The 19,564-nt window shown below is 54.3% G+C and carries 17 protein-coding genes and 2 pseudogenes; 4 read left to right on the plus strand and 15 right to left on the minus strand.

What is annotated here, in order from left to right; translation table 11 throughout:
• The first annotated feature begins 3 nt into the window (after window positions 1-3).
• Window positions 4-1,203: an MFS transporter gene (locus tag ACP26L_RS35585; RefSeq protein ID WP_426450336.1), complete on the plus strand. Its 1,200-nt coding sequence runs from the start codon at window positions 4-6 to the stop codon at window positions 1,201-1,203.
• A gap of 178 nt (window positions 1,204-1,381) precedes the next feature.
• Here ACP26L_RS35585 and ACP26L_RS35590 read toward each other — a convergent pair whose 3' ends face one another.
• The gene (locus ACP26L_RS35590) at window positions 1,382-1,741 is read right to left on the minus strand and encodes a nucleotide excision repair endonuclease (RefSeq protein WP_426450337.1); all 360 of its coding nucleotides are present in this window, start codon (window positions 1,739-1,741) and stop codon (window positions 1,382-1,384) included.
• 176 nt (window positions 1,742-1,917) lie between these two features.
• On the minus strand, window positions 1,918-2,511 hold the full coding sequence (locus ACP26L_RS35595; protein WP_426450339.1) for a TetR/AcrR family transcriptional regulator: 594 nt from the start codon (window positions 2,509-2,511) through the stop codon (window positions 1,918-1,920).
• A 198-nt stretch (window positions 2,512-2,709) separates the two neighbouring features.
• Between ACP26L_RS35595 and ACP26L_RS35600 the strand changes: the two genes are divergently transcribed.
• Window positions 2,710-3,465, plus strand: coding sequence for an MBL fold metallo-hydrolase (locus ACP26L_RS35600; RefSeq protein ID WP_426450341.1), 756 nt, complete (start codon window positions 2,710-2,712; stop codon window positions 3,463-3,465).
• A gap of 17 nt (window positions 3,466-3,482) precedes the next feature.
• Here the strand turns inward: ACP26L_RS35600 and ACP26L_RS35605 are convergent, their stop codons facing one another.
• Entirely contained in the window at window positions 3,483-3,764 is a 282-nt protein-coding gene (locus ACP26L_RS35605) for a hypothetical protein (protein WP_426450342.1), read from the minus strand.
• A 127-nt stretch (window positions 3,765-3,891) separates the two neighbouring features.
• Between ACP26L_RS35605 and ACP26L_RS35610 the strand changes: the two genes are divergently transcribed.
• Both ACP26L_RS35610 and ACP26L_RS35615 read left to right on the plus strand, forming a co-directional pair.
• Complete coding sequence (locus ACP26L_RS35610) at window positions 3,892-4,068, plus strand: hypothetical protein (RefSeq protein ID WP_426450344.1); 177 nt, start codon at window positions 3,892-3,894, stop codon at window positions 4,066-4,068.
• 129 nt (window positions 4,069-4,197) lie between these two features.
• Window positions 4,198-4,671: a hypothetical protein gene (locus ACP26L_RS35615; RefSeq protein ID WP_426455228.1), complete on the plus strand. Its 474-nt coding sequence runs from the start codon at window positions 4,198-4,200 to the stop codon at window positions 4,669-4,671.
• 77 nt (window positions 4,672-4,748) lie between these two features.
• On the opposite strand, the gene ACP26L_RS35620 is transcribed toward ACP26L_RS35615, so the two are convergent.
• The 12 genes and pseudogenes from ACP26L_RS35620 to ACP26L_RS35675 all read right to left on the minus strand — a co-directional run bounded on the left by ACP26L_RS35620 (window position 4,749) and on the right by ACP26L_RS35675 (window position 19,270).
• On the minus strand, window positions 4,749-5,621 hold the full coding sequence (locus tag ACP26L_RS35620) for an S-layer homology domain-containing protein (protein ID WP_426455230.1): 873 nt from the start codon (window positions 5,619-5,621) through the stop codon (window positions 4,749-4,751).
• 612 nt (window positions 5,622-6,233) lie between these two features.
• Window positions 6,234-7,463, minus strand: a pseudogene (locus tag ACP26L_RS35625) (pectate lyase family protein); the annotation flags it as partial.
• Window positions 7,464-7,478: 15 nt separating this feature from the next.
• A pseudogene (locus ACP26L_RS35630) lies at window positions 7,479-11,660 on the minus strand (pectinesterase family protein); the annotation flags it as partial.
• Window positions 11,661-11,898: 238 nt separating this feature from the next.
• Window positions 11,899-12,387 (minus strand): GyrI-like domain-containing protein, encoded by a 489-nt coding sequence (locus ACP26L_RS35635; RefSeq protein ID WP_426450345.1) that lies wholly within the window; start codon window positions 12,385-12,387, stop codon window positions 11,899-11,901.
• 55 nt (window positions 12,388-12,442) lie between these two features.
• On the minus strand, window positions 12,443-13,390 hold the full coding sequence (locus tag ACP26L_RS35640; protein ID WP_426450346.1) for a helix-turn-helix transcriptional regulator: 948 nt from the start codon (window positions 13,388-13,390) through the stop codon (window positions 12,443-12,445).
• Window positions 13,391-13,446: 56 nt separating this feature from the next.
• Window positions 13,447-13,911, minus strand: coding sequence for an EVE domain-containing protein (locus ACP26L_RS35645; protein ID WP_426450348.1), 465 nt, complete (start codon window positions 13,909-13,911; stop codon window positions 13,447-13,449).
• 172 nt (window positions 13,912-14,083) lie between these two features.
• On the minus strand, window positions 14,084-15,352 hold the full coding sequence (locus tag ACP26L_RS35650; RefSeq protein WP_426450350.1) for a DEAD/DEAH box helicase: 1,269 nt from the start codon (window positions 15,350-15,352) through the stop codon (window positions 14,084-14,086).
• 173 nt (window positions 15,353-15,525) lie between these two features.
• The gene (locus tag ACP26L_RS35655; RefSeq protein ID WP_426450352.1) at window positions 15,526-15,972 is read right to left on the minus strand and encodes a Dps family protein; all 447 of its coding nucleotides are present in this window, start codon (window positions 15,970-15,972) and stop codon (window positions 15,526-15,528) included.
• A gap of 97 nt (window positions 15,973-16,069) precedes the next feature.
• Window positions 16,070-16,906, minus strand: coding sequence for an alpha/beta fold hydrolase (locus tag ACP26L_RS35660; protein ID WP_426450354.1), 837 nt, complete (start codon window positions 16,904-16,906; stop codon window positions 16,070-16,072).
• A 39-nt stretch (window positions 16,907-16,945) separates the two neighbouring features.
• A complete protein-coding gene (locus ACP26L_RS35665; protein ID WP_426450356.1) occupies window positions 16,946-17,110 on the minus strand; it encodes a hypothetical protein in 165 nt (54 codons plus the stop codon).
• 125 nt (window positions 17,111-17,235) lie between these two features.
• Window positions 17,236-18,525: a GHKL domain-containing protein gene (locus tag ACP26L_RS35670; protein WP_426450357.1), complete on the minus strand. Its 1,290-nt coding sequence runs from the start codon at window positions 18,523-18,525 to the stop codon at window positions 17,236-17,238.
• Window positions 18,526-18,529: 4 nt separating this feature from the next.
• Window positions 18,530-19,270: a LytR/AlgR family response regulator transcription factor gene (locus tag ACP26L_RS35675; protein ID WP_426455232.1), complete on the minus strand. Its 741-nt coding sequence runs from the start codon at window positions 19,268-19,270 to the stop codon at window positions 18,530-18,532.
• Between the last annotated feature and the right edge of the window lie 294 nt (window positions 19,271-19,564).

A 19,564-nucleotide genomic window follows, 5' to 3' on the forward strand; every position in this document is an offset into this window, starting at 1 on the left:
ATCATGGAATTATCTCAACGTATAGCCCGGAAACAAACGGCCAAAGAACCGTTCCCCATCTCGATCCTCTCTCTTACCGTGGGCGCCTTCGCGATCGGCATGACGGAGTTCGTCATCATGGGCCTGCTGCCTAATGTCGCCGAGGATCTGCAGGTCAGCATCTCTTCGGCCGGCCAGCTCATTACGATGTATGCCCTCGGTGTGGCGGTGGGAGCCCCCATCCTTACGATTCTCACCCAGCGGATACCCCAGAAGAAGCTGCTCTGTCTGCTCATGCTTCTGTTTATCCTCGGCAACGGCATCTCCGTGATCGCGCCGAATTATGCCGTCCTGATGATCGCCCGTATGATTACGGCCTTGACCCACGGGACCTTCTTCGGCGTCGGGGCCGTCATCGCTTCCGGCCTGGTGCATCCGGACAAACGCGCCGGTGCCGTATCCATCATGATGGCGGGCCTCACCATTGCCAATATCGTCGGTGTTCCTCTGGGTACCTTCATCGGCCAGCACCTGGGATGGCGCGCGTCCTTCGGTGCCATTGCCTTGATGGGGATTCTGGCTTTGATCGGCATCCTGATCTTCATTCCGCAGCTCCGGCAGGACAAGCCGGCCGGCATCATGCAGCAGATTGCCGCGCTGGCCAGTCCCAAGCTCCTGCTCTTCCTGCTCATCGGGGCGCTCGGCAATGCCGGTCTCTTCGCCGTATTTACGTATATTGCTCCGCTGCTCATCCAGGTTACCGGCTTCATGGAGCACAGTGTCACCTGGATCCTTATTCTCTTCGGCTTCGGCGTGACCTTCGGCAATATTGTGGGCGGGAAGCTGGCGGACTGGAAGCTCATGCCTTCCATCCTTGGGATTTACTCGGCCGTCTGTGTCATCCTCGCCATCTTCACCTGGACCGTTCATAGTCCCGTCGCCGCCGTAATCACCATCTTCTTGTGGGGTGCCGGCTCCTTCGCCGTCATGCCCGGCCTGCAGGTAAGGATCATGAGCCTGGCTCAGGCGGCTCCCGCCCTTGCGTCCACCTCCAGCCACTCGGCGGGTAACCTCGGCAATGCGGCCGGGGCGTTCATCGGGGGCTGGGTGATTATGCATCTGTCCCTGACCGCTCTGCCTTGGGTAGGAGCGGTTCTGGTCGGACTGGCGCTGATGCTCGGCATGGCCTGTTATATCGCGGAGCGCAGGGCCGCGGCCGCGTAAGGGCGGTCCCTATCCCGGCGAGGCAGTCCCGGCTTCTAGGTTCGAAGCTGGAACTCCTCGTAGATGGACTGGAGCCGCACGGGATCGAGCCTTGGCGAGATATCAATTCTTAGATTTCAAAAAAAGCAGCAAGCCCGATCCCGCTTAGGGATGGTGCTTGCTGCTTTTGGGTTTGGGCTCAGCTGCCCGACACTTTGTCCGGGTTGTACTTCGCATTCAGCTTGTTCGCGATATACGTTTCGTAGATTTCCCGCTCGACCGGATCTTCCACGATATATACCTCGATCTTCGTCACTTCATCCCGATGGTTCTTGATCGGGGATACCGTATCTTCGAAGTGCTTCTTGATGCGCTGGCGCAGCTTCCGGGCCTTGCCGACAAAGAGAAGCTCGTCCTTGTCGTTGTAGAATAGGAAGAAGCCGCCCTTCTCCCGGGTAATCAGGTGAAAATCCGTGAAGCCGTAGATGTGGCTCAGCTGCGGGTTCTCCTGCTTGGTAATCGTAACCTCCGGTGTCGGGATGGTTATGCTAATCGTCACGACCTAATCACGTCCTTTGTCCTTGTAAGACTCCATCGTATCACAGATTCCCCTGCAACACCATTTGCATCCCCTATATCTTTTTCACAAATTCCGATTTTCATCTCATCGCGCCAAAACCCACGGGGGACAGTCTGGGGAGATGACATAAGTTTCTTATCTCCATTCGTCGGTTCTTAGATCAGCACCCGATCATGGATATATTGAGTTAGATTCTTTACACAATGACGGATATACTTGCTGTCGTCATACAGCTTGCTGAGCATAACGCCTCCCTCAATGACGGCAATGATATAGGTGCTCACCTCTTCGGGCGATAGGTCTTCCTTAAACTCCTTCTGATCGATTCCTTCTACGAGGATCGCCGTTAACTTCCCGATCAACACGGTCATTGCCTGCTGCGCCCGTTCTTTCAGCAGGGGGTGTCCGTCGTCGCTTTCAACGGCTGTATTTAATAGGGGACAGCCCCCTTCCAGGGTATCGCGCTCGATGAGATCGACGTAAACATGGCATATGGCAAACAGCTTCTCTTTGGCATTCGCTGCATTCGCCGCGCCCCCGGACAAAAGCTCCAAGATCTGCAGGAACGAATAATCGAAGGCTGCCAGAGCAAGCTCATCTTTGTTCTCAAAATGATTGTAGATCCCGCCCTTGCGAAGGCCGCAGCGGTCCATAATGTCGGCTAAGGAAGCCCCGCTGTATCCTTTTGTATTAAATAATCCCGCCGACTCGCGGATGATATGCTCTTTGGTAATTTCACCTTTGCGCAATAGGGCAGCCTCCCTCTTCAAAACATACCGATTGGTCCTAAATTAGCATACCTCGGATAGGGAAAACAAGTCCGAAAAACTTTGGCCTCCCAAGTCAATATGAAAAATATCTTGCAGAACAGCCGTTGCTCTGTTAATTTAAGACAGACCGGTCGGTTTTAAATTCGTTGCTTCAAAACTTCTGGGAGGATGATATCCATGTCTCTTACTGTCCAACACATCCGCAATGCCACCTCACTTCTTACGATCAACGGGAAACTCATTCTAGTCGACCCTATGCTGAGTGATGTGGGGGAACTCCCTCCCGTTCCTTTTACAAGGACCCTCCGCAGGAACCCCACCGTGCCTCTCCCCGTGCCTTTAGCCGCGTTCGACCGGATTGATGCCATACTCTTGACTCATGTTCACTTTGACCACTTCGATCAAAAGGCCAAGAAAGTGCTGTCCAAGGACATTCCGGTGCTTTGTCAGCCTGCGGATCAGAAGCATATTGAATCCTGCGGCTTCCGCAGCGTTCATTCCATAGAGGACGCCCATGAGTGGCATGGCATTACGTTCAAGCGAATCGGCGGCAGGCATGCCAAAGGGATCGTGTCCAAGCTGCTGGGCCCCGTATCCGGATATATCCTAAGCACCCCGGAGCACTCCCTGTACCTTGTGGGAGATTGCATTCTCACCGACGAACTCCACCGGGTCTTCGAGCAGGAGCAGCCTGAGGTATGTATCGTGAATGCGCCTAGAGCCCAGATGCTGCTCGGTTCCATTATAACCATGACTCCGCAGGATATCGTGAAGATCCTGAAGGCAGCGCCCGCATCGAAAGTGATCGCCGTGCATATGGAGGCGATTCGTCACTGCACGTTAACGAGAAAAGAGCTGGCGTTATATGTGGAGCAGCATCAGTTGTCGGACTCGGTCGTGATCCCTCAAGATGGAGAGCATCTTCATTTTTGAACGTGAGCGATGGTATCTTAGGTTCTCTTGCCGAACGCACCGATCCGGGCATGGAACAGCCCCATGAGGAGAACGCCCAGAGCGATGGAGGGGAGGGTCGCCGCGGGGTATTGCCCGATATGCGCCCCGTATCCGAGGAATCCGGCCAGAATGAACATGGCCCACCCCGCGACAACATTAATGACCGGTGATGAACCGAAGGGGGTAGGGAAAGGCTCTTTCGTGATCCCTTTCACGAAATGCGGCAGGGCGTTGGCACCGAATACCCCTGCCAAAAAACTCAATAGTACGCTTTCCATCACAGCTTCTCCTCTCTTCTGCGGGCATCATTGGGATGACGTCTCTTTTATTGTGCCACTGCCGTTGGGTGCCTTCCACATTTTAGTTATAATAGCACTACCAGTAACAGCTGAGGAGGTGCATTCCATGGATCGTCACCAATACCGGCTGAAGGGCTTGGGAGACTACTTAAAATCCCGTCGTGCCCGGTTAACCCCTCGTGATACCGGATTGCCCGACAGCCATTCCAAGCGCAGAACGGCAGGCCTCAAACGGGAGGAGGCCGCCCTGCTGGCCGGAGTGAGCACGACATGGTATACCTAGCTTGAACAGGGCCGGGATATCCATGTTTCCCGCGAAGTTCTTCAGAGCATTGCCCGTGCTTTGCGGCTCAATGAAGACGAATATGCCCATATGCTCTTTCTTGCCCAAGGCCCTCTGCCCGGCCCCATGATGGATCACACCTCACCACTGCCTTCATCCCTTCAGAATCTCATTGATGATCTCACCCATCCTGCTATGATCGTAAACAGCCGTTCGGACGTACTGGCTTGGAACGCCGCTTCCTCCCGGTACTTCACCGAATTCTCCTCGCTCCCTCTGCAGGAGCGCAATATGACTTGGCAGTGGTTCTCCAATGACTCGCTTAGAGAGCGGATCAGCAATTGGGAAGAATGCGCGGGGTATGCGGCGGCGGTATTCCGTTCCTTCTGCGACCGGAATGCCGGGGACCCCTGGGTATCGCAGTTTGTGCCGGAGCTCATGAGCAGGAGTCCCTTCTTCCAAAACCTCTGGGGCCGCTACGAAGTCAGGGGGAAGTCGGGGCTCGTCATCCGCTTCGAAGCAGGGGAGTCGTTCGAGGTCACGTCCCTGCAGCTGAATCAGGGGACCAAAGATCTTCATTTTTTCCTATGTACGCCTGTATGAGGAAGTTCCCTGTCATGCTGCCGGAAAGCAAAAAAAGATGCTCCCGGGATAGAACCTGGGAGCACCCTTAGAGGTTATCAATTCATGAACTTGAGGGTCTGCAGCGTGCGCTTCAGCATGACTGCGGCCTGGGCGCGGGTGGCCTTCTCCTGCGGCGAGAAGGTCGAGTCCGTCGTCCCTTGGATGATGCCTGCCGCCAGAGCCTGCGCGGCAGCGACCTGCGCCCAGCCCGAGATCTCCGAGCGGTCGGAGAACGGCTCAAGCAGACTTTCCTTCGCTTTGACTTCCTGGCCGCCCAGCTTCAGCGCCCGTACGATCATGGCCGCCATCTGCTCGCGGGTGATCGGCGCCTGGGGCTGGAACGATCCGTCTTCGAAGCCGCCGATCAGATCCGCCCTCTGTGCCGCCCCGACAGCGCCGGAGAACCAATCTTCGGCACGGACGTCGCTGAAGCCTGCAGCAGACTCTTCGGTCAAGCCCAGAGCGCGTACAAGCAGCGCCGCGAATTCGGCACGTGTAATCTGTTCGTCCGGTGCGAACTCGGTCTCGGATACGCCGCCTACGATCAGCTTGCCGGCGAGCGTCTCCACATCCTTCTTCGCCCAGTGACCGCTCAGGTCGCCGAACGTCTTCCCATGCTCGATTACCGTATAGATACTGTTGCCCCTGCGCAGCAGGGTGGCTTCGGAGCCTTCAATGACGGTCGGAACCGGCACCAGCGTTTGCGTTTCGGGATCATACATCACCCCTGCCGCCGTCTGCGGGTTTACTTCTCCAGGCAGCTTCAGCATCCGTCCTACATACGTATCGAACCCGTTGATTTCCTCTGCCTTGCCTTTCACATCAAGGATGATGTCGAAGGCGACCGGCGCTGTCAGGACATTCGCTCCCAGCTTGGAAGCCGCCCCGTTCACATCCGCGGCTTTGTCGCCTTGAACCTTCTCGATCATAATGTACAGCTTCACATCCGATTCGGACACGCCCCGCTGCTTGGCAGCAGCGGCGGGATCCAGCAGCTTTGCCGGAAGGCTGTAGCTGCCGTTCGACGAATCGATCTGCAGGATCGCTTCCTGCTTCTTCGAGGAGAGTGCTTTTAACAGCTCGGATGGGACTTCCACCTTCACCGCTGTTCCTTCAGAGAGGACTTCAAGCCGGAATACAGACACATTCTCCGGAGCTTTGGCAATAAGTTCGGCCGCTTTCGCAGCGTCGACGGTTACCAGTACGGTCCCATTCTCGACGGACTCTTTTTGGGCGCCTTTGAGCCGGAGCTGTCCCTCATGGATGTCACTGCCGGAGCTGACTTCACCTCCGCTGCTGGAAGGGGCCGGGGTGCCGCCAGTGCTGCTTCCGCCACGGCCATCGTCACGGTCGGTATCCTCATCCGTGCTTCCACCGGCATCTCCATCGGTGTCGCCGTCATCTGTGCCTCCACCGGTATCTCCACCGGTGTTACCATCATCCGTGCCTCCGCCGGTATCTCCACCGGTGTTACCATCATCCGTGCCTCCGCCGGTGTTACCGTCATCCGTGCCCTCATCGCTGTCGTCGGGCGCTTCGGCTTTGAACACGCCCGCTTGGGCCTTGACGACCGCAGGTACTTTCTTTGTGTCATCCACAGAAGTATACAGCGTCGGCTTCCAGCTTACAGCCTGCAGACCGCCATAGCTCCTGGCAATCTCAACTGGCATACCGTTAAGCATGGAGCCCGTGTCCGTAAACTGGGTCCCCTTGCTCACCTGGATGATAGCGCCCGGCTGGGTGCCTGCGTCATTCACGAAGTAGTTGTTTTCAGCGTAAATCTGCGACTGATATCCGACCCCCAGCGAATACACGTAAGGATTGTTCGGATGCGTATAGGAGTTCTCGTAATAGTTGTTATACGCGTGCACCTGTCCGTAGCGTACGCGGGGTACACGCTGCCCCGTATTCTGATAATAGTTATGATGGAGCGTGACTCTCAGCTTGCCGGCATCGCCTGTCGCTTCATCGCTGCCGCCGATCAGGGTCGTTTTGTCATGATCGTGGAAGTGGTTGTACGATACCGTGACCAGGTCCGAAGCATTCGTGATGTCTACCGTGCCGTCGTGCTGCTGATACTTGCGTCCAAAATAAGTGTGGCTCGGATCATCCAGCCCGCCGGTGTCGCTGAAGACGTTATGGTCGATCCATACATGGGTGGACCCCTTCACCGAGATGCTGTCGTAAGCGGAGTTCCAGTTGCCCGATTCCCCGTCCGTCGGATCCCACTGCGGGAAGTGATCGAACGTATTCTCGAATTCAATGTTGCGGATGATGATATTGTCGACTTTGTCCAGATTCAGGCTGCCGCCGAGAATCTTTGCATTCGCCCCCGGAAGCCCAACAATCGTTGTGTTGGAACCGACCGTGACTTTGATCCGGTTTCCTTGATTCGCTTGGGACTTGGCACGCGCGTCCTCCAATGCACCGGTCGGCGTATTCTTGCCCCATACGGCCGGGTCATACGTCTTCAGGTAGGCTTCCAAATCATACGCCGGATCCTCGTAGAACTCCCGCCCGACAGGTTGGTTGTTATCATCGACATTCATATTGATCGTGCCCTGAACATAGATGATCTTCGGCGTATTCCCTGCAGCCGCTTTGACAAGCTCACTGCGGCTGCTTACCACGAAGATATTGTCCGCGTTGGCCGCAGACCCTCCGGTTGTGCCTGTCGTATAGGAGGCCCACCCGTCATTGGCCGCCAACACTTCCCGGCCGAGATCCGAGCTGCCCGTATTGACAATGTGAATCAGGAGAGGCACGGAGATGCCGTCATATTGGAAGGTGAGCGTTGCCGTTCCCTCCCGCAGTCCCGCAAGGTAAGACTTCCGGATCACATACCCGCTTCCCGTCGCCTTGTAGGCGGATGAATCTAGCTCCGTATCCCCGTTCTTCACACCCGTCAGGGTGTATCCGCTGGCGTTGCGTACCGTTACGTACACATCCGTCCCATTCGCCTTATTCTTGTCGAAGCTTGCGAACGAAGCCGAGACCGCCGGCCCATACTGCACCTTCGGCATGAATACCGGAGTTGAAGGGTCCCATCCGTCGAACATGGCCGGAATCGTCACGCTCGCCTCTTGTCCCGTAAGCTCGGTGGCAATCGTTGTTGCACTTGCATTGGCACCCGGGCCATAGCTGTTATACTCCGAGAAATAAGCCGTTTTGCACGTACCCGCGCAGGCTGCAACCCAGCCTCCCGGAAGGAACTTCTTCGAGTCAATGAGGGTATTGACGAAGCTTATACGCGCATAATCTTTCCACGGACGCCCGAGGTCATATGCACCTATAGCCGAAGCGTCGTCCACTACCTGCGAGTTGAGGAACAGGTAGCCTTTATCCGTTACGTTCTTCTGGGCTCCCGCCGTAATATGACCGCCGCCCCCGGTGTGGCTGACCAGCACCAGCCTCACATTGTCCATCACCACAGCCGGCGCTTCGCCGAAGATAAAGTCGACGTCGCCTTCAATAATGCTGTTGTGGAAGTATTGGCGGCCCTGGTTCTTCGCATTGAGACCGTTGTACAGCGTATCCTGATAGCCCTTGAGTCTCACCGATTCGAACACGGCCTTGTCGCTCTTCAGTGACAAAGCTACCGCCTGGGCCACTTCGGAACGGGGTCCGGAGCTGTTCTCGATGGTCAGATTCGCAGCGTTGAAACCATCCGCATTGACTTCGACCGTCTGGCTCAGGAACGTATTGCCGACATGCCCCGGTTTGCCCGTAGTTGCCGAAGTGCCGGCATAGTCGCCGTACACAATGGTCGTCACATCCATGCCTGCACCGACCAGGCTGACATAAGGCTTGGTCACCTTCAGCTTCTCAGTATAAGTCCCCGGCGCGATCGCAATGACCGTTCTCAAGCTGTTATCCGCAGGGATGACATCCACGGCGCTTTGAATCGTGTTGAATAGGCTGACTCCGTCAGCCGCGGCATTCTTGTCTACCGTAAGCACCTTGGCAGGAAGCGCCGCAATCTCCTCGCTGTCGAGGCTTTCTACGCCCGCTTTCACGGCAGAGACCGTATAGTAATAAGTCGTTCCGTTAGCAACCGCCTTGTCCTGGTAAGAAGCCTCGGCTGCCACGGCTATGGTCGTATAGCTTCCATTCGGGCTGTCCGCTCTCTTTACGTTGTAAGACTGAGCGCCGGACACAGGATTCCAGGTCAGCTTCACTTCTCCATCGTTCGCTTCAGCCTTAAGCCCCGCAGGCTGGGCCGGTGCACCCGGCACAACGGCGGCATGCTTTACGCGCAGCTGGTTGGAGATCCGGCTCTCCTGTTTTCCATCCGCCGCAGTAACGACGTAGTAATAAATCTTGCCGGCTGTCGCTGCTGCGTCGGTATAGCTCGTCTCCTTTACCGTTGCAACCGTCGTATAGGACCCGCCGCTCACTTCACTTCTTTGTACTTTGTACGATGCGGCATTCGGGATGGAGGACCAGGTGAGGTCGACCCCGTTACTTCCCGGCTCGGCACTGAGCAGCGTCGGAGACTGCAGAGGAGCCGCAGGGGATACCCCTTCAAGCAGCGCCGGTTCGCCCAATCCGCCGACATTGCCTGCGGTTAGCCTGTAGTAGTACTTCGTATCGGCATTCAAGCCTACATCGAGATACGAAGTGTCGGCAATTTTTGGCTTGCCGTTCACCAGCAGGGAGACGTAAGGCCCGGCCGGTGTCGTACCTCTCTCGAGAGCATAGTAAGTCGCTCCCTCTACAGGGTCCCAAGTGATCGTCAGCTGGCCGTCTCTCACAACCGCCTTCAGTCCGGTCACCGGAGCCGATGGCGGAGGGATATCGTTCGGATAAGCTTCCGCCGTATTGGAGGCATCGCTTTCCCCATTTGCGTTCACAGCGGTCACTTTGTAGTAAAAATACGTATTGTTCGCAAGCCCAGCCGTCGTATCGGAATAGCTGTTCGAAGGCACACTGCTTGCCACGAGGGCATACGGCCCTTCCTTCGATGCGCTGCGGTAGACATTGTAGCCGTCCGCTCCGCTGGCTGCGTTCCAGTTCAGCTCTACGCGCAGATTCGCCCCTTCGGCCGTAAGGCTTTGAGGTGTTGTTGTCTCCTGTGTGTAGGCGACAACGTCATCCACATAGGCTTGGCCCGTCGAAGACCCGGCCATCCGGAAGTTTACCGATGCAATGTCGGTAACCGGTGTCGTAAAGGCCACATTCCCGTAGTACTCGCCGTTCACGAACAGGTCCGCCGTATTGGCACTGACGTCAGCGGCATACTTCACCGTATACCAGGTGTTATTGGAGATGGTTACAGGCGAAGAGTTGATGTTAAAAGTAACGGCTGTCTTCTTATTGCTGTCGAGCAGCTCCAGTACATAGGAGTCCCCTACCCGTGCCGTTTGCATGAACCGCAGCTGGGCGGTGATCCCCTTCTTGCTGTCCGCCGTTACCGGAGCGAAGGTCTTGTTGAAGCCGCCCCGTCCCGCTCCGTCGTTGATCCACAGCACATTCGTCGTATTGTCGATTACGGCTGCCGACGTGTTCCCGTAGCTGTTCGTCAGATTGCTGTTATTGATGACGCTTGTATTGTTGGTGTTCGAGAAAGCGCTGATCACCCCGCTGCCGAAAGGCGTCCTGTACCCTGCCGGAAGGGCACCGAGCGGGCTGTTCTCGAACGAATCGTTGATGAGGAAGCTGCCCGGCCTGCCCGCGGCTTCAGCCGAATCCGGACCCGCGCCCGCTGCATTGACGGCACTTACCACGTAGTAATAAGTGGTTCCGTTAGACAGCCCTGTGTTCGTGTAGCTCGTGCCTGCCACATGGGAGGCCACAGACGTGTAAGGTCCGCCTGGGGTGGTGCCGCGCTTCACTTCATAGGACGTGGCACCCGGAACAGCGGTCCAGCCCAATGTGACCTGCCCGTCGCCGGGTGCCGCTGTCACATTCGTTGGTGCTGCAGGCAGTCCTTCACCGAACGGGGTCGCCTGCACCTCTGCCGATGGACTGCTCTCCCCGGAAGCGTTCGCTGCCGTCACCACGTAGTAATAGGGCGTGTTGTTCGTCACATTGCTGTCCGTATAGACGGCACCCGCCGAACCCGCATCGAACTGCAGATTCTCCGCGATCGTGCTGTAGCCGCTGCCGGACGTCTGGCTGCGCTGGACACGGTAATACGTGGCGTCCGTCACGGTCTCCCAGGCCAGCTGCACCTGGGCATTGCCGCTCTCCGCCTTCAGCCCGCTTGGTGCGCCGGGAACCGCTGCGCTGACAGGCAGCGTCGCCGTCAGTGTCGACACCTCCGTCGTCGGCGAATTCGTATAAGCATTCAGCAGGGTTACGCTGTCGAATTGGGCTGCAGCACTTGCTTTCGCAGAGGCCAGACCCACATAGGTAGTCGACTTCACATCGGTAATCGTTTTGCCATTAATCTGTGTCCATGTAATGGTGGTCCCGGATACCGTTCCGAGGTCGAAGTAGAACCCTCCGCCCTGCTTCCGGACCCTCATGTATTTGGGTGCGCTTTCAAAGTCATAAAGAACGTTGTCCGCACCGTTTTTCAGCCCCGAGTTGCTTGGCGCCTTCGTTGGATCGGAGGTTAACCGGGAAGATACATACGGCTGATATTGGTTCCCCGTGCCATAGTAATTCCCGAAGAAGAAGGAACTCCCCTTCTCCAGCCCGGTCCGTGCCATGATCCCGGCCATCCCGCCGGATATGTAAGCGTACGAGGAGAGCTTGGCCATCATCGTAAAATCACCGGTTACCGGTGTATACGCGTATTGGAACTGCTCCTCCACCTGATTGGGGACCCCCGTTCCCGTCGAATCGGTTATAGCGAAGATTCCTGCCGAAGCATCGTAACTGCTCGTTCCGCTGGAACCATTAAAGCCGATGCTGCTCCAGCCGGTTGGAAAACTGGCCGCTTCCGTCTGCTGAGTGCCCGCCCACGGTACGTAGGTAAACAGCAGGAGCAGACAAAGCAGGATGCGAGAGGTTTTTCTCATCTGGTCTTTTCCTCCATTCTAGTACTTTCCCTGCTTATTATGTGGCCTGCCTGCCGTTACCGCTATAATCATCTCTTTTGATTCGACATGTTTTGTGGGTTGTGGGCGATGGGGTGAAAATGCTCCGGGATTACAGCCGTATGCTGAAATCAACTTAGAAGTCAAATTTATTAAATAAAACGATTCAAAGACAAATAAAATAAAGAAAGACACCGGGCTCCCGGCGTCTTGACTGGCTCTATCGAATGGCGATATAAATGCGCACTTCCATGTTGGCTGGGTCGATATGGGGTGAGTCATAGTCATACAGCTCAAAATCCCCCGTATAGGCTCTTTCCTCCGGCGATTCCTTGAAGTAGGCCCAGACCTCCCTCCAAGCTTGCGGCACGACTTCATACGCAGGACCTCTCCCCGACGTAAATACCCTATACCTGGCTGCCGGGATCACCGCTGCCTTATAGTCGGTATCGCCTTGGACGGCTTGACCGCCCGCTTCATGCCCGATCAGTACCGTATAGGCACCGTTCACATCACTCTCATAATCCATGTACAAGGCATAGATCCGATGAGGGTTGACGACCCCGGGATTAGATGCCATCCCGCTTTGAAAGAAAGTTTGCCAAAGCCCCGGCAGACGTCCGTTCTGTCCGGTCTCCTCTGCATTGGTTGTACGGGTGCTCACGCCAATCAATTGGATTTCCGGTTGATCCGTCGTATAAGTAGTCATCGTTCATCCTCTTTCCCTGTATTTGATTCTAATGATACAGGGAAAACCTGGACAACTATATGTCCAGGTTCGCGTACCGCTCCAGAATGTTTTGGGCCCTGCGCCTGATCTCCAGTGCTGCATGAACCGGCTGCTCTACCTTGACCCCATCGCCGTAGCTTAGCAGATTGCCATAGAGCCACTCATCGACGATGAACTTCCCCTTCACCTGTACCGAACCATCCTCAAGAATAGAGATGAGGGCCGGAGGATACGTATCTTCCACCCTGTAGCGGACCTTCGGATGAAAAGTAAGGATCATCTCCTGCTCCTTCTCTTTGTACCACTCCGCATCCCACGCATAGCGGTCTATCGCCGGAGCCTCACGAGGTGCGAAAGATTCCGCCATGAGCTGCAGTCCCTGGATCCGGGAGAGCCGGAATACCCGGAAGTCCTTTTTCCATGTGCAGTACGCTTGGAGGTACCACAAGTACCCTTTCAATATCAGATGGTACGGCTCGATCACTCTCTCACTCTCTGACCCGTCCCTATTGGAATATTGAATGCTCACCCGGTGGGATTTCTCAATAGCCTGCCGCAGCTTGTTAATTTTATCTCGCGCGGCGGCACTCTGGCCCCAGGGGTTGAAATCAAAAATCATCCCCGTCCCCCTGGAGTTCCCATCCACCCGATCCGATTTGCGAAGCAGGGTCTTCACTTTCTCGAGCAGATGATCGAGCATTCCGTCGTCTACCGCGGAGGTAACCCCCCGGACTGCGGCGATCAGAGCCGCTATTTCTTTCAGCGACAGGAATTGGCGGTTGATCGTGTAATGCTCCATGATCTCAAACCCGCCCGATACCCCCTGGTGTGCAGCAATGGGAATACCCGATTGGCTTAAGGTGTCTATGTCCCGATAGATGGTCTTCGTAGATACTTCAAACCGGTCCGCCAGCTCTTTGGCACTCATGCGTTCGCGGTTTAGCAGCAGAACCGTTATCGCTAACAAGCGGTCGATTTTCATGTGTTCTCTCCTGGTTCTCTCTCAGTATGCACGAAAGTAAGCCCCCAGGAATGATTTTACAGGATTATCCCGTCCGCCGCATCTCCCAGCATAGCGCCGGCAATCTTAATAAAGTCTTCGCGCCCGATCTCGAAATGGCCGTAGCGGAACGTATACCCCCAGTTTCGCTTCCCTTGGGTGAAGCTGAGTTCATCGAGCAGACCGGAGATCTTCACTTCTCTGCAGGGGGCATATTGGATATTCCGGCGGAAGGGCACAAACGATTCCGACATCCGGTATTCGTAGACGTGATCATCCAGAACCTGACCAATCGCCGTAAAGGCCTGCAGTGATTCTCCCTTCGCCATGTCCGTCCGTGGAGAGTAGTAGATGAGCCAATCGCCGGCACGCATCCGCCGCAGCGGGGCTGCCTTGCCATGGCACAGCTGGGCGAATCCGCCCTGTACCCCCCGCTGTACATGGGAAGCCGATACAACTCCAATCCAGCAGCGGCTTTCTCCGTTCAATGCTTCCATTGTCATCGTTTAAGTCCCTTCTTTCTTGATCTTGACTGGTATATCTGCACTATACGAAAAAGCTCCTGACAACCTTATGTCAGGAGCTTTCATGGTAAAAGAAAGAGCACCCTTTTCGGGTGCCCCGGACTGTAGAGAGTGCTCTACCGTCTAATTTTATGGCTCGTCTTTGTCCGGCTCACTTTCCGGCATTTGGCCGGCGCCTGCGGCGGCGGCCGCCACCTTCGCCGCTGCGTCCGCGAGCGCCGTCCTTGGATGGCGCACTGTTGGCTCTGCCCGCCCCGATCGCCGCCGGTGCCGGCTCGGTCATCGTCATCGGGTAAGGATGATCGGTAATCACCGGGATTCTCTGCTTCGTCAGCTTCTCGATATCCTTCAGATAGGGAATCTCCTCGTACTCGCAGAACGAAATCGCAATCCCGCTTAAGCCCGCACGTCCGGTACGGCCGATCCGGTGTACATACGTCTCCGGTATATTCGGCAAGTTGTAGTTAATCACGTGCGACAGCTCCTCAATATCAATGCCCCGTGCCGCAATGTCCGTCGCCACCAGCAAGCGGGTTGCACCGGTCTTGAAGTTATTCAGCGCCGCTTGGCGGGCATTCTGCGACTTGTCGCCATGAATGGCCTGCGCAGTAATCTTCGCTTTCGTCAAGCCGCGCACAACCCGGTCCGCTCCGTGCTTCGTGCGGGTGAACACGAGCGCGTTTGCGATCGACTTGTCCTGCAGCAGATCGATCAGAAGCTGCAGTTTATTCGGCTTGTCCACATAATAGACCATCTGTTTAATCCTCTCCGCCGTTGAGGAAACCGGTGTAATCTCAATCTTCACCGGGTTCTTCAGCAAAGAGTCCACCAAGGACGTAATCTCGGGCGGCATCGTCGCAGAGAAGAATAACGTCTGCCGCTTAACAGGCAGCTTGGCAATGATTCGCTTCATATCATGAATGAATCCCATGTCGAGCATCCGATCGGCTTCGTCCAACACCAGGATCTGCACGTGACGCAGGTCGACGAACCCTTGGTTCATCAGGTCGATCAGCCGGCCCGGTGTCGCAATCAGAATGTCCATGCCTTGCTCCAGCAGCTGCTCCTGAGGCTTCTGCGAGACCCCGCCCACGATCACGCCGCAGCGCAGATTCGTGAAACCTCCGTAAGCTTTGGCGTTGTCGGAAATTTGAATGGCCAACTCACGCGTAGGCGTCAGGATCAGCGAACGAATGAGCCGCTTGCCGTTCGGGCGGCCCTGCTGTGTGCTGAGCAGCTGAATAATCGGCAGCAGGAACGCTGCTGTCTTGCCGGTCCCCGTCTGGGCACAGCCGAACAAGTCACGGCCTGCCAGCACCGGCGGGATCGCCTGCTCCTGGATCGGCGTAGGCTGCGTATAATTTTCCTTGGCTAACGCTTTAATAATAGGGGGAATTAACTGCAATTGTTGGAATGTCATAAGCTCTCCTTCTTCAAGTCGCCGTCGATGTCAAGCGTCCATACTAGTATTATACTCTAGAAGAGGAGTAGTGCTATACCCCTATCCACCATCCTGATTTATACAAAAGATATCAGGCACATCAAAAACCACTCCGCTATGACTGGAGTGGTTTTCCCTTATGATATAAAAAGCTATGCTAACGAGTCCTTGCCCAAGAAGGCGTTCATCATCCACACCTGTTTATCCAGGCTCGTACGAATGCCCAACAGCAGATCCCCGGTAGTCTCGTCCCCCGCCGATACTGCAGTCTCCATCCCTTGTTTCAACTCCGCGATCATCCGTGTATAATCCTCTGCAACAGCCTGCACCATTTCCGCCGCTGACTCGTTTCCCGCGGCTTCTCGAACGGAAGCCAACTCGAGATAACCGGTCATGGTAGAGACAGGTCTACTTCCCAGAGCAAGCAATCGTTCCGCCAGTTCATCGACGTGGACGGCCGCTTCGTTATACAATTCCTCAAATTTCGTATGCAGCGTGAAGAACTGCTCCCCCGTGACATTCCAATGGTAATGGCGCAGCTTCATGTGCAAGACATTCCAATCTGCGATGTGTTTGTTGAGAAACGTGTCGATCGTCATCGGCTTTCCCTTCCCTTTTTGGACATTCTTCCGTTGCCGTCAATCCCCTTACGGCTTCGAAACCGCGCTCCTGAGCAGTGCGGTTCCTTCAGACCTGCTAGCCATTCAAGAATTGCAGCAAGGCACTATTGAATTCCTCAGCATGAGTAGCGTTGAATCCGTGCGGTCCGCCTTTAATAACGACGAGCCGGCTGCCGGTGATCCGCTCGTGCGCCCTCTGTCCACTGATTTCTACCGGCACAATCGCATCGGCATCGCCATGGAGGATGAGCGTAGGTACGTTAAATTTCTCCAGATCCCCGCGGAAGTCCGTATAGCTAAATGCCTTGATGCAATCCAGGGTTCCTTTGGGCGATGCGAAGGCCGCAATATCGCGATTGTACAGCCGGAACGCTTCGCTGACCAAGTCGGTTCTATCCCCGGAGGCGAAGAAATTAGTTGTGAACCCATCCATGAACGCAAGCCGATCCGCCTTCACCCCGTCTAAGAATCCTTGGATTGTTGCATCGTCGAATCCGCCGTCCGGGTTATCTGCAGCTTTGTACAAGTACGGAGGGATGGCTCCGGCCAGAACCGCTTTCGATACCCTCTCCGTACCATAGGTGCCGATATAACGCGATACTTCCCCTCCGCCCATCGAGAACCCTACCAGCGTCACATCGCGAAGATCCAGGTGCAGAATCAACTGATGTAAGTCCGCCGCGAACGTATCGTAGTCGTAACCGCTCCATGGTTGGGATGATTGGCCAAAGCCCCGGCGGTCGTATGTAATGACACGGTATCCGGCACCTACCAGAGCAGGCACTTGCTTCTCCCAAGACCTTCCGCTGAGCGGCCAGCCGTGAATCAGCACCACCGGTTTGCCCGTCCCTACGTCCTCGTAATGAAGCTCGATCGAATTTCCATTTTCCTGTCCAACTGTAACCTTTGCCATTGTACGTTCCTCCATTTTTCGTCACATAATGCTGCCTTCTTATGTAAATATTGTAAAAATTAAAGTTGTTAAAATACCGTATCCCTCGATCAGCGTCTCTGCCATCTCTTGCGCTTTCGTTTTGGTCCAAGCTCCCGCTTCGCCGCTGCTTGCGGACGCTTCTCTATCCGCCATCGGCGGCACTAGTAGCAGCAAGGCCCACATCACCGAAGCAGCTTGCTCATATCTCCCTCCCTCCGTTTCGGATCTTTTCAATCCAGATTATACAGATGGAGGGCGAAGAAATCGGTAATGTGCCCTGAAACGAAAAAAAGAATCCCCGAACTGCACTACGCCGGGGATTCTTTGGCTTGAAAAGGGAGAAAGACCATATTATCAAACATATGCGATCCGGTTTCAATCGTCATGTGTCCACCGTATTTCTCACAGATTCGCTTAATGTTAGTAAGCCCATAACCATGATGTTCCGGGATCGCCTTTCGACTGCGTAAATCGGTTACTTCCTTGTCTACATAATTGCAAACGCGAATGTAGAGCGCAGACTCGCTTGAACGGATATAAATACGGATGTGCCGATCCTCGGATATATCCACTCTTTTTGAAGCCTCGATGGCATTATCCAGCATATTTCCGAGTGCCACGCAAAGGTCATAGCGCTCAATAGCAGCCTCATGATCCAGCATATGAAGCTCCGTATCGATTCGGATTCCGTTAGCCTGGCCGATGTTCAGTGCGTTTGTCACCAGAGCGTCGATCACCAGATTGCCGGTGTTCACCCTGTGGTAGGCAGCTTCAATCTTGTTCAGCGTAACGCGAATATGCTCGCTAGCTTCGGCCGTTCTCCCCCGTTCGATGCATTCCGCCACATACAGAAACTGCTGATTCGTGTCGTGGATCATACTTTTGACTTTTTTGAAGCTGTGCACTGTTTTTTCGTAATTGGCATTCTGGTAATCCATCTGCTTCTGAAGCTGATTATTTTCATTCAATAGCTGGAATTTGGCGATCACTGTATCGAGAACATAGACGACAAGGATGTTTAAAACGATGAGGCCGAGGATCGAAAGGAAAAAATGTAAATTTTTCTCGCTATAGATAGACAGCACGTTTACCTGATAGGTGCTGATAACCGGTACGCTGATAAACAGCAGGAAATAACGGAGGTTCAACGTATATTTTCTGTGCTTGGCCAAAAAACGGATGATATAAACAACGGCAATCATGAGGATACAGCTAAGCAAAAGGACCAGCTGCCCGTTCCTTCTCAATGCCGTGCTATTTTCCTCTAAAAACATCGAGGGGTCGATTAAGGAGATACATATAGAATTGATGAGCGTAAACAGCACCGTGTACAGCAAGGAGAACATGATTTGCAGTTTGAGTTCCGTTTGATAGCCAAGCGATAGGCAGAATATAAAGGCCAGTGCAAGCAGCGAAGACATCATTTCTGAAAGGGATACCGTCAAATACAATACATCTAAAATAATGAACCCGATGATATACATCCATTTCGCGGGCTTACTGTTTTCCTTGCCAAAGACGGAGTTGAAATAGAAATCCGCTTGCAAAACCATGACCACCGCGACACTCGCGTTTAGCATCAACAGCGTAACATCCATTGCTTTATTCCGCCCTCATAATCATATATTTCGTGCAGGTATCTTTCACTTCCTTGATTTTGGACCGCCCGATTGGTAATTCCATTCCATTGGACATAACCACTTTGCTGCCGGAAAATTTATGAACGCGGTGCAGATTAATTAGAATGGAGCGATGAATCTGCAGGAATTTGCTGTCCTTCAGTACCGATGCGTAACTTGAAATCAAACCCTTACTGTCATATACGGCATGTACTGTCGTGATTCTCAGCCTACCCTTCACCGTTAGACTTTTAACTGCCTCGATCGCGATGATATCCTCCTGCAAGAGTACAATGTCTTCATACGCCGATTTAATAATCAGGATTTCCTGTTCGCGTTCCTCCAGGTATCGGCAGAGCTTCAACATCCTCGCCTCGAATACCTCGGTTTCGATCGGCTTGAGCAAGTACTGAAAGGTAACGACATCGAAGCTTTCCAGCATATACTCGGCATAACTCGTCAGGAATACAATCTGCTCGTGATGCCGCTTCATTTCCCTCAGCTTCCGAGCCGTCTGAATCCCGTTCCATCCCTTCATTTCAATATCAAGGATAAGAATATGGAATGAAGCCTCCCGGTCCACATAATGCGCAATGAATTGCTCGCCGGACTCAAACTCCTCAACTTCAAAATCAATCCCAGTCTTCATCGATAAAGCGAGCAGCATCTGCCTTACTCGCTTCCTCTGCTGCTCCTCGTCGTCACAGATGGCAATTCGGTACATAGGTCGCTCCTTTCTTAACCGCCGCAGCAGCTTCACTTGTAAGATGGATCAGGCACTCATGCGAGAATTTCCGCCAAATAACAAAATACATAGACAAAGAGCCACTCATGACATAGAGTGGTTTACTTTAGATAATTCAATAATATGTAGTGTCAGTCCCTGCCCCCCAATTGGGTTATTTACCCACCGCCTCATTTTACTTCCCTATCGCTTTACTGTAAATGCCTTTTCTTTCATTGTTTACCCCCTGCTTTTCCTCAAAGGTTCCTGCGACATATTGATAACCGGCAAGTT

Source organism: Paenibacillus sp. S-38 (assembly GCF_049942825.1).
In the GTDB taxonomy this organism is placed as follows: domain Bacteria; phylum Bacillota; class Bacilli; order Paenibacillales; family NBRC-103111; genus Paenibacillus_G.